The following is a 13,653-nucleotide window of genomic DNA, read 5'->3' as shown; positions in this document are numbered from 1 at the left end:
GTGAGGGTTTACCTTTAAGCTTCTGTAAACTCATTGTTTCATGACTTTATTTAATTGGAGAAGGAAATCTTGCTGCTTCAAAATGTGCACCATCTTCTAAAGGACTTAAAACTCCATCTATACTACTTTGTGCATAAATCTCAACTTCATCCCCTGCATTCAATTGAACAATCGTCGAAACACTTACTACATTTCCAAAACTTATTGGACCAAAAAAGTCATTATCTATAGCTATCGCTGCGTTTCCATTCACACGAATTTCTACACGCGCTCTATAATTTAAAGTTGGATCGTTTGGAAAGAAACCAATCGTTCCAATAATAGAATATACTCCTTTAGTCTTCGGCATAAAAATAGATGTTGCTGGATTATACTCATTCGCTAAATCAAATTGTTCATTTTGAAATAACACTTTCACAAAAGTATTAGCAGGAACATTTTGATTTACTGTATTTCTAGCTCTAAATGCGGATGCTCTAACAAGATTGTCCTTGTTATCATGGCACTTACAAGTGTTCTTACAACAATCATGATACTTCTTTTTATACTCCTTACAATACTTACAGTAGTAATAACAAGACATACTAATTCCCCTTTCAAACTTATTACTACATATTATGTAAGATTGATTTATAAGGTTTGGACTAGCTATTTTTATTATTCATAAGGGCGCTATTAACCTGCACCCTTATTTATATACACCACTTCATTCCTTACTAGTTATAAGTTGTATACAGTCCCATATGGAATAGTCAGAAAAGAACTTCCGTACGGTGTAACTTGATGTACTGGGTAAAAATACTCTACGGATGAATAATACGGTTGTACACCTTGCTGCTGCATTTGCAATTGTTGTTGCATTTGCAATGCTTGTTGAATAGCTTGGACTGTACTTTGTGCTCCACTATACGTTATAGATGTACCATACGCTGGTCGCATACCAGTTTCAGAATTAAAATATGAATAAAACATGATTTTCAACTCACTTCCATATAAGTTATTACAAATTATATTATGATTCTTTATTTCAGTGGGTACTATAAAGCTAGTCCGCTCGCTTATATTCAAATGATAAAATAAAAAAGTAGCTGCTAGACTACTTTGACTCCTTCTTATCACCAAATGAAATGATATACATATTCTCCTGTTACACGCTCATTAATTCCCGCAACCCTAACGAACCTAAGTAAATCCGCTCCTTGAAGGAAATATACCGAAATCGTAACCGGTACTTGTGACCACATGAATTGATAAAGCTCATTCACTCTCTGATTCGTCGTAACGATTAAATCATTTACAGGTCCATGATTCCATGCAGAGGTTTGAACTGAAGTGAAAGAAAGGTCTTTCCCATTAACCACTATTCTTGATACGCTTTGAGTTATGTCCACAATAATCCCCTCCAACATTACAAAAATTGGACCTTTTTTAGTTCATATTATTATAAATATTCTTGACTGTAATAAATGTTTAAGGCAAATCCCTAATAAAGTGAAACTTTAATCAGTGGGGGCTTACTGCCCGTTAATGCGGGATAAAATTTTTTATTCATATCCCTCAATTCCCATTACAACCATATAATTTCTAACCCTATTCAATTTTGGTAATTAATATAAAAAGGCATCTTAATTAGATGCCCTTTACTTATCTTCCACTACAATTCTACTATTAAAATAGCAACGCCAAATCCGATGCAAACCAATCCTATCAATATGAATAGCAATCGGAATCCCCATAAATCACTGATTATTTCTATAATATGCACCTGAAGCAATATCCTCTTTATTAGATTATGCTTTTACACATCTAAAACTAAATCGTGTTGAAGCAAAAGTTGAACCTGCAAATGTAAATTCCATAAAAGTATTAGAAAAATTAAACTTTACTTTTGAAGGTACTCTGAGAAAGAGCGAAAAATCAGCTAGAAAGCTTATGGATTTAAATATCTATTCGAAATTAATAAGCGATTAATTTTAGTCCCTCTGCCCATACTCAATCAAAGTGTGGGCTTCTTTAATTTCTGTATAAAATTCAAAAGTTTGACACAATCCTGGAAAAAGCTTATAAAGAAAAGTGAGGTTTCGTTATTTTCACACTTAGTAGCGCAGTCATGTTACATACAATTTTATAAGTGTGAACGAACTACAAAACTAAAAAACAAATAATAAGTTTGCAACATGTTTGCAAATACGAATTTTGCATATAAATTCGTGTGATATTGAAAGGAGTTTTACTTATGAAAGAAATTAAAACAGAACAAGAATTCAAAGACATCATCGCAAGCGAGGAGCCTGTAGTTGTTAAGTTCTTTACTACATGGTGCCCAGATTGCGTACGTATGGACAACTTTATCGGAGATGTAATGGAAGAGTTCAATAAATTTGAATGGTATTCTATTAATAAAGATGAGTTTCCAAGTATCGCTGAAGAGTATCAAGTAATGGGTATTCCAAGTTTACTTGTATACCAAAATGGTGAGAAGTTAGGCCACTTACATAGTGCTAACGCAAAAACTGAAGAGCAAGTTACTGAGTTTTTAGAAGCATACTAAAATAAAAGCCCTCTGGAAAATATTTTTCAGAGGGCTTTCATCTATTTTCACACTTACCTTTTGACGTTTTTCATCGTTTAATGAATTACACCTTGTCATTATAAGAATAATACATAGTAAGAAAAGTATTCGTTTCCTCATCCATCTCCCCTCCTATCTCTTTAGTAAATAAACTCCAATTCGGTTTACACCCTGACTTTGTACTTTTCAACATATTTTTCCTTCACGAAACTTTGTTATCCCCTTCTTAAAAAGCTATAAAACGTCAACAATGTTTGTATAGACCCACACGACTTTCGTTTGATACTCTATTTATAGAAAGAATTCCTTTAAAGAAAGGTGAGTGATTAAAATGGATACTCTTTCTCATAAAGAAGCTGATAAAGGTGCTATTGTCAGCATTATGGCCTACATATTTTTATCCTCTATGAAAATCATCATCAGTTATATTACCCTCTCTAGTGCATTACGTGCTGACGGTTTAAATAACTTAACGGATATCGGTGCTTCTTTAGCGATATTAATTGGTCTAAAAATATCTCGTAAACCTCGTGACCCAGATCATCCGTATGGGCATTCGCGGGCCGAACAAATCGCATCACTTGTTGCGTCCTTCATTATGGCAACAGTTGGATTAGAAGTTGTTATTAGTGCCATTCAATCTTTCTTAAATCCGAAACAAGCAGCACCTAATGTACTCGCTGCATGGGTTGCTTTATTTTCTGCTGTCGTTATGTACTGCGTGTATTTGTATACGAAAAAAATTGCAGCACGAACAAAAAGTAAATCATTAGAAGCCGCTGCAAAGGATAATTTATCAGATGCACTCGTAAGTATTGGTACTGTAGTAGGTATTGTCGGTTCTCAGTTCCAAATGCCTATTTTAGACCCTATTGCCGCTTTAATTGTAGGTCTTATTATTTGTAAAACTGCATGGGAGATTTTCGTAGAATCTTCTCATATGCTAACAGATGGAATTGATCCTGATAAAATGGAGGAATACGCTGATGCTATTGAGCATATTGGCGGTGTGGAAAACATTGTAGATATTCGAGCTCGTATGTACGGGAATCAAACGTACGTTGATATTACAATTGAAGTAGATGCTCGTATGGATGTTGGAGAAAGTCACTGTATTACTGACAATATCGAGGCTATGCTTCGCAAAAAGTTTGGAATTTACCATGCACACATTCATGTTGAGCCAATGAAAAAAGAACCTATTATGACATAGGTTCTTTTTTTATGAACGTTTTATGAAATATAACACATAAAACGAGCCAGCTACCGCCAGCTGCCCATCCTGCTAATACGTCAGATGGATAGTGCACGCCAAGATATATTCGGCTAACTGAAATAGATAATACAACAAAGCTTGCTATAAGAATAATTAATAATTTTTTATGCAATGAAATACGATCTTCAGTAATTGTGACGTATGCAATAAATCCTAAAAAAGCAGTAGCATTCATCGTATGACCGCTCGGAAAACTATATCCAGTTGCAGTAACAAGCTGCGTGACATCAGGTCTTGCTCGTTCGTACCATAGTTTAAGCATACTGTTTAAATAACGAGATCCGTAGTAATTAATTGTTAGAAGTAACGCACTAAGCAACTTTTTTCTAACGAGAAAATACATTACAAGAATAATGAGTAATGGAAAATATATTCTTTTGGAACCGATAAAAGACACCCAAGTAAAATAGGTCGTCAAATAATCGTTTCGAAAGCTTTGAATAAAATGTGCGACTATATTGTCAAAATTCTCAATACAAGCGGTATGATACGAAAGTGATAATACGACAAAACAAATGAGTAACGTAAAACTTAGCAAGTATAAATGTCGATATCGTTTCACATACATAACCTCACTATGCAAAAAAATGGAGCGGTTGTTTTAGTTTTCCTCTCCATTTCTTTTTTATGCATAGTTTATTAAAAAATATAATTATTAATTTTTTGCTTCATCTCAGGGATATCTTCTCTTGTTACGGTAAAACGAATCACCTTCTCATCAAGATCAAGCGCCTCAGCGAATAATCCAGCTAAACCACGGGATTTTCTATCTACTTCCATAATAATTTCTAGTCGGTCGTATGCACGTGGCAAGATTAATAATTCTAATTCATCTAATTTCCCATAATGCTCTCCAGAAACCGGAATAAACTCAAATTCTTGTGCGAATGGAACTTGCTTACGTAATCGATGCGGTAATTCTTCACATTCTATATGACGTGCTTTAAACCCTAATTCATTTACACTATTTAAAACACTACTTAATAATGCATTGGGTAACACTTGAACGTAGTCGCGGTCACTTGGGTCTATACTACGTTTAATATCAAGACCTGTATGAATCCAAACCGTTTTCATACCAAGTGTAAGTGGTGCTTCAATTGGCATTGGAAAAGAAAATGGAATTTCAACTTTTTCATTCGGTTCTACAGAAAAAGGTTCTGTTAAGCGTACTCGCTCTAAATCATATGTTGCTGTTACTTTTTTATCATCCACTTCTCGTACATACGACGTCGATAATGTTAAGTAAATGCTTTCAATTTGTTGGCTAACTGAACCTCCAGTTATATGAACCTTTCCAACTATTTCTTCCCCAACAATATACTCATCTTTTTCAAGAACAGTATCTACCTTTGCACTTCCAATACCAACGCTTGCTAAAAACTTTTGAAACATGGAGTCTCCATCCTCTCTAAAGCAGAAGCTACATCTTGTTTTAAATCTTGTACATTCTCATAGTACGGCGTATTTATTTGTAACATTCGCATAAGCATTTCGCGATTATAATTTTCCAAAGTTAATTCCTCGTACCATGGTTTTTCCTTTTTTTCATTAGATTCATATCCTGCATATAATAAAAATAATAAGAAATGACCGAGCGCATAAAAGTCACTACGAAAGTGAACTTCTCGCATCAAAGCTTGTTCACCTTCGTAAGTTGTAGCTCGCTCATCATCCTCACCTTTCCATTTAGCCAATCCAAAATCAATAATACTAATTTGATTTTCTTTCATTAGTATGTTTGGAATGCGTAAATCTCGATGAATAATGCCTTCACTATGAAACACCGATACAATTTCTAATATTTCATATAAAATCTCAAAAACTTCACGTTCTGTATATACATACCCATCTATAAAAATATAATCTTCAAAATTTTTACCAGGCATGTACTCCATTACAAAGAAGCTCTTTTTCTCCCATATGAAATGATCATATAGACTAGGAATTGCATAATGATTCAATGTTTGTAAAATCATTTTCTCTTGTTCAAATGATTTTCTACCAGACTCATATCTTTGTTTACTTTGTCTTAATTGTTTTAAGACTTTATATCTATTTATTTGTAAATCATTAACGACATATGTAACCCCATAACTGCCCATTCCAATTACTGATTCAATTTTATAACGTTCTGCAACAATTGTATTTTTTCGCAGTGGTCTATCAAATAAAGCTAGTACACGACGCCATTTCATCAGCTACTTGAAAAGAAGCTACGGCTTTTACGTTTTCTTTTATAATGTTGATGTCCATAACCAGATGAACGTCGTTTATAATCGCTACTTGAATAAGAGCGCCCTCTACGACGATAATCACTACTTGAATACGAACGATATTTTTTCTTTCCTAATAAAGAATCAATAATTTTTTTGAACATTCCTTCACCTCTTGAGTAAAATTTCCTTTTCATTATACCAATAATTATTGACTATATTTGTGACAGGTTTGTAAAGAGTAAAAAACGACGAGTTATGCCCGTCGTTACTTTCATTCATCCTCTTCATCAAAAACTTCATCAATCATGCATTTCTCTAATAAATACTCAAATGTAATATCTGCGAGATCTTCAATCTCTTCTCGTTTTGGGACGTACCCTCTTTCAATTAGTTGCTCATAAAAAAACTCCGCAATCTCTTCCGTATCAATCACGACTTCAATTTCCTTCATGAGCATCACTCCTTTATTTCTGTTTTATGAAAAAATCTCAAAATTATGTATATGAGATTAGAAAAATAGATTTTATTTTTTTATAGGTCATAAGCTTTGGACGAGATGCATACGATTGTAGTACAAGCTATTCAAAGGGGGAAATAATAATGGAAAATCAATATGAAGTAGGACAAACAAAAGAAGAGTTCATGCATGAAGATCAATGGGCAGACTCTCTTATAAAGTGGCTTTTTATTTTTTTAATAGTTGTAGGCATACCTTATACTGCATATGTTGTTGTTCAATTTATTCTCTCTTTCTAGTTAACTATTTTTTCTCTGTCAATTTAACTAAATAATTATGAACAACATCCATTACAATTTTATATTCTTCATCTTTAAATGTATCGAACAATAATTGATAATCGTTATAAATATCAAGTAACCCATCAATGATTTCTTGACGATTCGTCTTAACACTCACTTTTTTCGAGTTGTTAATTGACTTTAACTTACCTAAATCTAATTTATTCATACCTGCTTTATCTTGTTTCAGTTTCTTCAAAATTGCATTTGCCGTTTGAGCATTCGCAAGTAACGTTAAATCTGACTCATCCGCTTCTAACCATTCACCATCCGTAATCCGTGACAATTCATAAATTGTATCTTCCCATGCGTCATTCTTATATCTCCATACTTCTGTACGAAAACCAACAATACGGAAAACATCTTTATCATATCCAGTTACTTGCACAAGATCACCAAACGTGAAATTATAATTTAATTCAATCCACTCCGTATCGCCCTTTTTCATATCTTGCTCTGTAACGTGCTGCAATGTTTGCTCTACGTAAAATCCATCGTGATTATTGACTTCGTATACATAAACTCCATCTAAGACCTTCATATTTGTGATTTTCCCAACGGTTCCATATAGCGTAATCACGACTATGTCCCCTACGTTGTATTTAGGTTGTTTTTTTCTTGCCATCTCTATCTCTCCTTTTTTTGACGTCGTGATTTTGATATCAGTATATGCAACCTACATAAAAACGCTTATCACAGAAGCTTATATTCATAAATTTTTTCAATAAAAATTATAATCTTATAAAATTTACGTTACACTCAAAAAAAATCTAGTAACTAGACTAGCTTTAAATCAACAAATTTCGTATAAAAAAACATACAGAATACTTCACTTTACACAAAGTAATGTATTCTGTATGTTTTCAAATAGTTTTTATCTATCTTGTATGTATAAATCCCAGGCTTCATCAAATATAGACATACTTTCTAGCATTCCGCTCAACTCTAAGTATGAACTAATTTCATCATAGTCTTCAGATTGCTTCGGAAAACTTAAATCATCATACATCGCCTCTGCTAAATCTGAAATTTCATTTCTAAATAAAGCTGCACGATGCTTCATCATATAATGGTAAAATGTCTTTTTCAAAAATATTCCCTACCTTTCTAACTTGGGTACATTATACAAGGCAAAAAAGAAAAAAACCAGCATAAAAGCTGGTTAAAAGTCGAAATAATTTCTTTTTAATAGACGCGGTCTTCCCATTAATTCTTCATACGTTAGTTGTTTTGGTAAATCTTTCGTGTAAATTAAAAATAATTGATCTTCAATTTCTTTTACTGTATGATCTGATTGATAGTCCATCCCGCACGAGGAACAAGAAATACATGGTGTCTTTTGGATTTCAATGGCTTTCGTACCATCTGGTAATTCCCAATATACAGTATTCAAGCTTTCTTTCGCTTCTGTACTGTCACACCACATACAATTCATACTGCATCACCCTCAGTTTTTTTGTCGTTTTCTTCTAATTTAGCCATTTGCGCTTGATATTTTTTATCTTTTAATTGATCACGCTTATCACGTTTATCTTTTAAAGATGCATGCGTATCATTATCTTCATAGTCTTTACGACGGTTCATACGCTGTAAGTCGTCTGGAACGAGGTTAAATTTCTTATCGCTCATAAGACCTGCGATACCAACATCTGAACGTTTTTCTTCGTAGTTCGGATAAATCTCTTTAAAGTATCCTTCCGCTCTTCCTGGAATATAGCTCTCTGGCTCTGGATACGTCGTAATAACACCTTCAAAGTTACGAAGTACAACTTTATCTGCACTTTGTGAGATTAAATAGTTTGGTTGAAGTGCAATTTTACCGCCTCCACCTGGAGCATCAACAACGAATGTCGGAACAGCATAACCAGATGTGTGTCCACGTAAACCTTCAATAATTTCAAGACCTTTAGATACTGGTGCACGGAAGTGACCGATACCTTCAGATAAATCACATTGATAAATGTAATATGGACGTACACGGATTTTTACTAAGTCATGCATAAGTTTTTTCATAATTGGAACGCTGTCGTTAATACCAGCTAAAATTACTGCTTGGTTTCCGACTGGAACACCAGCATTCGCTAACATTTCACATGCCTTTTTCGATTCTTCAGTAATTTCAATAGATGTATTGAAATGTGTATTTAACCATACTGGATGGTATTTTTTAATAATGTTACATAAATTTTCTGTAATACGTTGTGGGAATACTACTGGTGCTCTCGTTCCGATACGAATAATCTCAACATGCGGAATCTCTCGTAAATTTTTTAATACATATTCTAAAATTTTATCGTTTATTAGAAGTCCATCACCACCGGAGATTAATACATCCCGTACTTGTGGTGTTTCACTAATATAAGCAATCGCATCATCTAATTGTTTCTTCGGTACACCCATTCCAATTTGTCCACTAAAACGACGGCGTGTACAGTAACGACAATACATAGAACATTGATTTGTTACTAAGAATAGTACACGGTCCGGATAACGATGTGTTAGCCCTGGAACTGGTGAATCTTCATCTTCGTGAAGCGGATCTTCTAAATCATATTTTGTTTTATATAACTCTTCCGAAATCGGTACTGATTGCATCCGAATCGGACAGCGTGGATCATCAGGATTCATTAGCCAAGCATAGTACGGTGTAATGTTTAACGGGATCGTTTTCGTTGAAATTTTAACGCCCTCTTCTTCTTCAGGTGTTAAGTTAATTACTTTTCTTAAGTCATCTAACGTTTTGATCGTATTCGTTAATTGCCAAACCCAATCATTCCATTGCTCTTCAGTAACATCTTTCCATAACTCGATATCCTTCCAGTGACGATTTGGTTTGTATACATCATGTAACATTGCTATTCCCCCTTTTTATACGCTCATCCTTTATATAAGCAATAGTTATGCCAACTTTACATTGTTGATAAGTAAATGTGCGGAGAACCCTATTACATAAGCGAAAAAATATTTTTAAGCGTTGTATGAAATCAATACTTAACATCATATTCATTACTTTTTATATATGTAAACGCTCTTTTATTCGTGCAAACACACAAAAACCGCCGATTATTCGGCGGTTTTGTCGTACTTGCTCAGTTTATATTGAAGCGTTTGACGAGGGATACCTAACATTTTTGCGGCTTGTAATATATTCCCTTCCGTTTCAATCAACGCTTGATCTATTAATTCTTTTTCTGTTTGATGAAGTGCTTCTCTAAGTGGCATTATACCCTTCTTCTTCGAAAAATTCTCTTTCCGAAATGTACGTGGTAAACAATTGGCTGTTAATGTATTCCCTTCTGCAATAATAACAGCATGTTCAATCGTATGTTTTAACTCTCGGACATTTCCAGGCCACTGATAAGCTTGCAGTCTATCTTTCGCTTCCTCATCAATTTGAAGTACACCTTTTTTATAACTTTTATTATATTCTTTCAAAAAATAAGATGCTAATAATAGTACATCCTCAGTTCTTTCACGAAGCGGTGGGATATATAATGAAAATACGTTTAAGCGATAATATAAATCAGTGCGAATTTTATTCTCTCGTAAACATATTTCTGGAGGCTGGTTCATTGCGGTAATAACACGAACATCTACTTTTCTCGTCTTATTATCACCAATTCTTCTAATGACTCCATCTTCTAACACTCGTAACATTTTTGCCTGCAAATCAAGAGGCATTGAATTCAGTTCATCTAAAAATAATGTCCCACCATCAACAAGTTCAAATAGCCCAGCTCTTTCAATCGCTCCTGTATAGCTTCCTTTTGTCGTTCCAAACAATAAACTTTCTAATAGCGACTCTGGTAAAGCTGCACAGTTTTGTGCAATAAATGGCTTGTTTTTTCTTTTAGAAGCTTCATGAATTGCTTGTACGAACAGTTCTTTTCCTGTTCCTGTTTCACCATATATTAAAACATTTGCGTCTGTTGGTGCTACTTTTTGCGCTAACTCTTTCGTCTGTTTAAACCGCGTATCATTTGTCACTATCGTCTCAAATGCAGCATGCTTTTTCATCACTTTTTTTCTAGATGATCGCTTTATTTTCGACTGTAAGTCAACAATTGTGTCAGTAAGTTTTTGAATTGTAGAGTAATCCTTTGCAATTTCAACAGCCCCAGCAATATTCCCATCTATAAAAATAGGTAACGTCGTATTTACTGTACAAACATCTTCACCATTTAAATTTTGATAATGCTGTGCTTGATGTACGATAGGTTTTTTTGTATCTAGTACTTTCATCAATGTACTCGTTTCCCTTGATAAAGACGGGAACGCTTCTAACAGATGTTTCCCTAACACTTTTTCAATCTTCGATCCATCGTGTTTTGCAGCTACAGAATTATAAAATATTGTAATTCCATTCTCATCTACAGCGTGTATAGCCTCATCAATACTGCCCAAAATCGCTTCAATGACTTCTTGTGTCGAAACTGCTAGCAATGTCATCCCCCCTCTTGCCGAAAATCCAGCAATTACATGCCGAATTTTCGGCACACCTATGTGCGATTGTAAGCATGACGATTCCGTTCTATAATTTTGACCAATTTTATATTTTCATTAGATAACTCGAAACTCTAATTAGTACAGCTTTTCAAACACCCAGCTCCACCTAACTGTTTTGCTTTACAGCCGAATTTTGAGGCGGAAGTTTTACTGCTTTCGAATAGCTAGAAAGATCTTTCACCCATATATTCATATCTTCCAACTTATCGAAAATGTAGCAATTATTCGCCAGTCTTCCTGTATACGTATAACCTAATTGATGAAAGGCAGCATTCATTCCGAAAGAAAGCGATCGAGCAATTGTATAGGAGCAGAAAATAGATCTTTCTCGAAGCTCTTCCTCTAATTTAATTAGTAAACTTTTCATAAATCCATGTTTACGATATTCAGGTAAAGTAGCACAATTCGTTAATTCTGCATTCCCTTCTTTTATATTCATTTCTGCAGATGCTGTACTAATAATTTTCCCCTCATATTCATATACGTAGTAAATTGTATCGTCTTCTTTCATCGTCTGTAATACATAACTCGCTTCATTTAAAGGTGTCGGATACACTTCAAATACTTTTCCGAATACAGTTGCTAATTCTTCTGCATCTTCTTCAGTCGCTTTTCTCAGCAAAAATTTCTCTGGAACTACTTTTTCTTTTATTTCTTTTCCTTTTACACCGCTTAATATAGTATCTTCCTCAGTCCAATGCATACTATTTCGTCTTTCATCATTATTATATTTCACAAAAAAGTATGCATCGTGTCCTTGAAAATAATGAGGTATCGTTGCTTCCAACAAAAAACCGAAAGAGAGCCATGTTGAAACATGCTCTCCCTTTCCTTTAATAATACATTTAGTGAAAGAATGTTCCTCTGCTAGTTCGTCAATTGTCTGTATAATACTTTCAACATTTCCTGTATAGTGATCTACCCGAATACGCTTATTAAAATAATCTAAAACGCCTTCTACTGTATAACAATTCGTCTGTTCTCTAAAAGATTCATAGTATTTCATTTTTTCACCTCACACCAATCTAGTAATGTACATGCAATAATTTTTGCGGCAGCTATCATTTTATCAACTTCTATATATTCGTTTGGATAGTGTGCTACTTTCGTCTCTCCTGGACCAAATACTATTGTTGGTACGTTTGCAATTTGTGTAAATAAACCTCCATCAGTCCCCCACGGAGATGCTTCAATAATTGGTTCGTTCCCTTCGATTTCAACAAAGTTGTGATGAAGTGTTGTAATGAGTTCATGATTCTCTTCTAATTCACCAGGAACCCATCTCGCTCCAAACCACTCTACTTCTACTGGATTTTCAACAAACCAATTGTCCACATCATTTAATTCAACAATCCAATTCTCAAACTCTTCTTTTGCCGCCTCTATAGTCTCATTCGGCGCAACACCGCATCTTCCTTCTAAAATTAATTCATCTGGAACAGAACTTGGCCAACTCCCTCCTTCAATTTTCCCAATGTTAATTGGAATTGGAATCGGAATCCCTTTAAATAACGGATCTGTAATTCGACTATTTCTTTTCTCCTCTAGCTTTCTTACATGTTCTATAACAAACATACTTTTTTCAATTGCACTAACCCCTTCATAACGCGTTCCACCGTGTGCAGCTTTCCCTTTTACACGTAAACGAAACCACATGGAACCTTGTTGTTTCGGGAAAAACTTCATATTAGTAGGCTCTGGAATAATGACACCATCTGCCTTATATCCTCGTAATATAGTTGCTAATGTCCCTGCTCCGCCACTTTCCTCTTCTATTACACTTTGAAAATAGATGTCTCCTTTTAATTCAATGCTAGATTCAATAATCGCTTCCATCGCAAGCATGAGTGCGACATTTCCACCTTTCATATCCGTCGTTCCACGGCCATATATACGATTTCCTATCTTCTCACCGCTATAAGGATGATGTTCCCACTGATTCACATCCCCTTCTGGAACTACATCAATATGCCCATTTAATATCATAGATTTCCCGTCGCCACTTCCTTTTAAAGTTGCTACAATATTTGGGCTATCTGAAAAACTTGTACGGGGTGATACAAAATAAGGATGATCTTTCATTTTAGAAAAAGAAGGCTCCCATATATCGAGGTCTAAACCTAATTCACGTAATTTTTCAATCACAATCGCCTGCGCACCGCTTTCATCACCAGATACGCTCTTTTCTTGAATTAATCGTTTTAAAAATTTCACACTTTCCTCTTCATGGCTCTCAATATAATCACAAACTTGCTTTTTTAATTGCTCCATATATTACATCT

18 protein-coding genes and 1 pseudogene are annotated in these 13,653 nt (G+C 34.5%); 4 read left to right on the top strand and 15 right to left on the bottom strand.

The annotated features are described in order from the left end of the window. Window positions 1-46: 46 nt before the first annotated feature. The 3 genes from ACW0JX_RS11015 to ACW0JX_RS11005 all read right to left on the bottom strand — a co-directional run bounded on the left by ACW0JX_RS11015 (window position 47) and on the right by ACW0JX_RS11005 (window position 1,391). Window positions 47-583: a C1q-like domain-containing protein gene (locus ACW0JX_RS11015; protein ID WP_095690969.1), complete on the bottom strand. Its 537-nt coding sequence runs from the start codon at window positions 581-583 to the stop codon at window positions 47-49. Window positions 584-720: 137 nt separating this feature from the next. Further along, window positions 721-972, bottom strand: a complete 252-nt coding sequence (locus tag ACW0JX_RS11010; RefSeq protein WP_000500098.1) for a DUF3947 family protein — start codon at window positions 970-972, stop codon at window positions 721-723. Window positions 973-1,115: 143 nt separating this feature from the next. Continuing rightward, window positions 1,116-1,391 (bottom strand): hypothetical protein, encoded by a 276-nt coding sequence (locus tag ACW0JX_RS11005; protein WP_000355695.1) that lies wholly within the window; start codon window positions 1,389-1,391, stop codon window positions 1,116-1,118. A 367-nt stretch (window positions 1,392-1,758) separates the two neighbouring features. On the opposite strand from ACW0JX_RS11005, the pseudogene ACW0JX_RS11000 reads away from it, so the two are divergent. The 3 genes and pseudogenes from ACW0JX_RS11000 to ACW0JX_RS10990 all read left to right on the top strand — a co-directional run. After that, window positions 1,759-1,971: pseudogene (locus ACW0JX_RS11000) on the top strand (GNAT family N-acetyltransferase); the annotation flags it as partial. Between the two features lie 265 nt (window positions 1,972-2,236). Further along, entirely contained in the window at window positions 2,237-2,551 is a 315-nt protein-coding gene (locus tag ACW0JX_RS10995; protein ID WP_000658787.1) for a thioredoxin family protein, read from the top strand. 352 nt (window positions 2,552-2,903) lie between these two features. Then, window positions 2,904-3,785, top strand: a complete 882-nt coding sequence (locus tag ACW0JX_RS10990; protein ID WP_000380385.1) for a cation diffusion facilitator family transporter — start codon at window positions 2,904-2,906, stop codon at window positions 3,783-3,785. On the opposite strand, the gene ACW0JX_RS10985 is transcribed toward ACW0JX_RS10990, so the two are convergent. From ACW0JX_RS10985 to ACW0JX_RS10965, 5 genes are all read right to left on the bottom strand, one after another. Then, complete coding sequence (locus ACW0JX_RS10985; protein ID WP_000833369.1) at window positions 3,775-4,410, bottom strand: phosphatase PAP2 family protein; 636 nt, start codon at window positions 4,408-4,410, stop codon at window positions 3,775-3,777. The two genes, ACW0JX_RS10990 and ACW0JX_RS10985, sit on opposite strands and share 11 nt — an antisense overlap. Window positions 4,411-4,487: 77 nt before the next feature. After that, complete coding sequence (locus ACW0JX_RS10980) at window positions 4,488-5,243, bottom strand: sporulation protein (protein ID WP_000486630.1); 756 nt, start codon at window positions 5,241-5,243, stop codon at window positions 4,488-4,490. Beyond that, complete coding sequence (locus ACW0JX_RS10975) at window positions 5,225-6,046, bottom strand: serine/threonine protein kinase (RefSeq protein ID WP_095690970.1); 822 nt, start codon at window positions 6,044-6,046, stop codon at window positions 5,225-5,227. Before ACW0JX_RS10975 ends, ACW0JX_RS10980 begins: the two co-directional genes overlap by 19 nt. Further along, a complete protein-coding gene (locus tag ACW0JX_RS10970; protein WP_000473371.1) occupies window positions 6,046-6,228 on the bottom strand; it encodes a hypothetical protein in 183 nt (60 codons plus the stop codon). Before ACW0JX_RS10970 ends, ACW0JX_RS10975 begins: the two co-directional genes overlap by 1 nt. Window positions 6,229-6,338: 110 nt before the next feature. Beyond that, complete coding sequence (locus ACW0JX_RS10965; RefSeq protein WP_000658451.1) at window positions 6,339-6,518, bottom strand: YozD family protein; 180 nt, start codon at window positions 6,516-6,518, stop codon at window positions 6,339-6,341. Between the two features lie 149 nt (window positions 6,519-6,667). On the opposite strand from ACW0JX_RS10965, the gene ACW0JX_RS10960 reads away from it, so the two are divergent. Continuing rightward, window positions 6,668-6,823 (top strand): DUF3930 family protein, encoded by a 156-nt coding sequence (locus ACW0JX_RS10960; protein ID WP_000431486.1) that lies wholly within the window; start codon window positions 6,668-6,670, stop codon window positions 6,821-6,823. A 4-nt stretch (window positions 6,824-6,827) separates the two neighbouring features. Here ACW0JX_RS10960 and ACW0JX_RS10955 read toward each other — a convergent pair whose 3' ends face one another. The 7 genes from ACW0JX_RS10955 to ACW0JX_RS10925 form a co-directional block, all read right to left on the bottom strand. Beyond that, a complete protein-coding gene (locus tag ACW0JX_RS10955) occupies window positions 6,828-7,490 on the bottom strand; it encodes a hypothetical protein (RefSeq protein ID WP_000101498.1) in 663 nt (220 codons plus the stop codon). Between the two features lie 249 nt (window positions 7,491-7,739). After that, window positions 7,740-7,955 (bottom strand): YozE family protein, encoded by a 216-nt coding sequence (locus tag ACW0JX_RS10950; RefSeq protein WP_000750717.1) that lies wholly within the window; start codon window positions 7,953-7,955, stop codon window positions 7,740-7,742. Between the two features lie 72 nt (window positions 7,956-8,027). Continuing rightward, window positions 8,028-8,300, bottom strand: coding sequence for a YokU family protein (locus tag ACW0JX_RS10945; RefSeq protein WP_000995766.1), 273 nt, complete (start codon window positions 8,298-8,300; stop codon window positions 8,028-8,030). Then, window positions 8,297-9,718: a lysine 2,3-aminomutase gene (gene kamA, locus ACW0JX_RS10940; RefSeq protein ID WP_000902145.1), complete on the bottom strand. Its 1,422-nt coding sequence runs from the start codon at window positions 9,716-9,718 to the stop codon at window positions 8,297-8,299. The genes ACW0JX_RS10945 and kamA overlap by 4 nt, the downstream gene beginning before the upstream one ends. A 210-nt stretch (window positions 9,719-9,928) precedes the next feature. Then, on the bottom strand, window positions 9,929-11,314 hold the full coding sequence (gene rocR, locus ACW0JX_RS10935; RefSeq protein ID WP_459245663.1) for an arginine utilization transcriptional regulator RocR: 1,386 nt from the start codon (window positions 11,312-11,314) through the stop codon (window positions 9,929-9,931). A 163-nt stretch (window positions 11,315-11,477) separates the two neighbouring features. Beyond that, window positions 11,478-12,377, bottom strand: a complete 900-nt coding sequence (gene ablB, locus ACW0JX_RS10930; RefSeq protein ID WP_000878589.1) for a putative beta-lysine N-acetyltransferase — start codon at window positions 12,375-12,377, stop codon at window positions 11,478-11,480. Further along, the gene (locus ACW0JX_RS10925) at window positions 12,374-13,642 is read right to left on the bottom strand and encodes a peptidase (RefSeq protein ID WP_000436691.1); all 1,269 of its coding nucleotides are present in this window, start codon (window positions 13,640-13,642) and stop codon (window positions 12,374-12,376) included. The genes ablB and ACW0JX_RS10925 overlap by 4 nt, the downstream gene beginning before the upstream one ends. Between the last annotated feature and the right edge of the window lie 11 nt (window positions 13,643-13,653).

The organism is Bacillus sp. C-3-6, assembly GCF_054509685.1.
Note: the sequence above shows the minus strand (reverse complement) of the source record. Positions and strands in the feature narration are given on the sequence as shown.

Excerpts from the sequence above, each read along its gene's own strand:
- ACW0JX_RS11015 (WP_095690969.1), bottom strand. The coding sequence starts at position 583 with ATGTCTTGTTATTACTACTGTAAGTATTGTAAGGAGTATAAAAAGAAG.
- ACW0JX_RS11010 (WP_000500098.1), bottom strand. The coding sequence starts at position 972 with ATGTTTTATTCATATTTTAATTCTGAAACTGGTATGCGACCAGCGTAT.
- ACW0JX_RS10995 (WP_000658787.1), top strand. The coding sequence starts at position 2,237 with ATGAAAGAAATTAAAACAGAACAAGAATTCAAAGACATCATCGCAAGC.
- ACW0JX_RS10990 (WP_000380385.1), top strand. The coding sequence starts at position 2,904 with ATGGATACTCTTTCTCATAAAGAAGCTGATAAAGGTGCTATTGTCAGC.
- ACW0JX_RS10980 (WP_000486630.1), bottom strand. The coding sequence starts at position 5,243 with ATGTTTCAAAAGTTTTTAGCAAGCGTTGGTATTGGAAGTGCAAAGGTA.
- ACW0JX_RS10975 (WP_095690970.1), bottom strand. The coding sequence starts at position 6,046 with ATGAAATGGCGTCGTGTACTAGCTTTATTTGATAGACCACTGCGAAAA.
- ACW0JX_RS10970 (WP_000473371.1), bottom strand. The coding sequence starts at position 6,228 with ATGTTCAAAAAAATTATTGATTCTTTATTAGGAAAGAAAAAATATCGT.
- ACW0JX_RS10965 (WP_000658451.1), bottom strand. The coding sequence starts at position 6,518 with ATGAAGGAAATTGAAGTCGTGATTGATACGGAAGAGATTGCGGAGTTT.
- ACW0JX_RS10960 (WP_000431486.1), top strand. The coding sequence starts at position 6,668 with ATGGAAAATCAATATGAAGTAGGACAAACAAAAGAAGAGTTCATGCAT.
- ACW0JX_RS10955 (WP_000101498.1), bottom strand. The coding sequence starts at position 7,490 with ATGGCAAGAAAAAAACAACCTAAATACAACGTAGGGGACATAGTCGTG.
- ACW0JX_RS10945 (WP_000995766.1), bottom strand. The coding sequence starts at position 8,300 with ATGAATTGTATGTGGTGTGACAGTACAGAAGCGAAAGAAAGCTTGAAT.
- kamA (WP_000902145.1), bottom strand. The coding sequence starts at position 9,718 with ATGTTACATGATGTATACAAACCAAATCGTCACTGGAAGGATATCGAG.
- rocR (WP_459245663.1), bottom strand. The coding sequence starts at position 11,314 with ATGACATTGCTAGCAGTTTCGACACAAGAAGTCATTGAAGCGATTTTG.
- ablB (WP_000878589.1), bottom strand. The coding sequence starts at position 12,377 with ATGAAATACTATGAATCTTTTAGAGAACAGACGAATTGTTATACAGTA.
- ACW0JX_RS10925 (WP_000436691.1), bottom strand. The coding sequence starts at position 13,642 with ATGGAGCAATTAAAAAAGCAAGTTTGTGATTATATTGAGAGCCATGAA.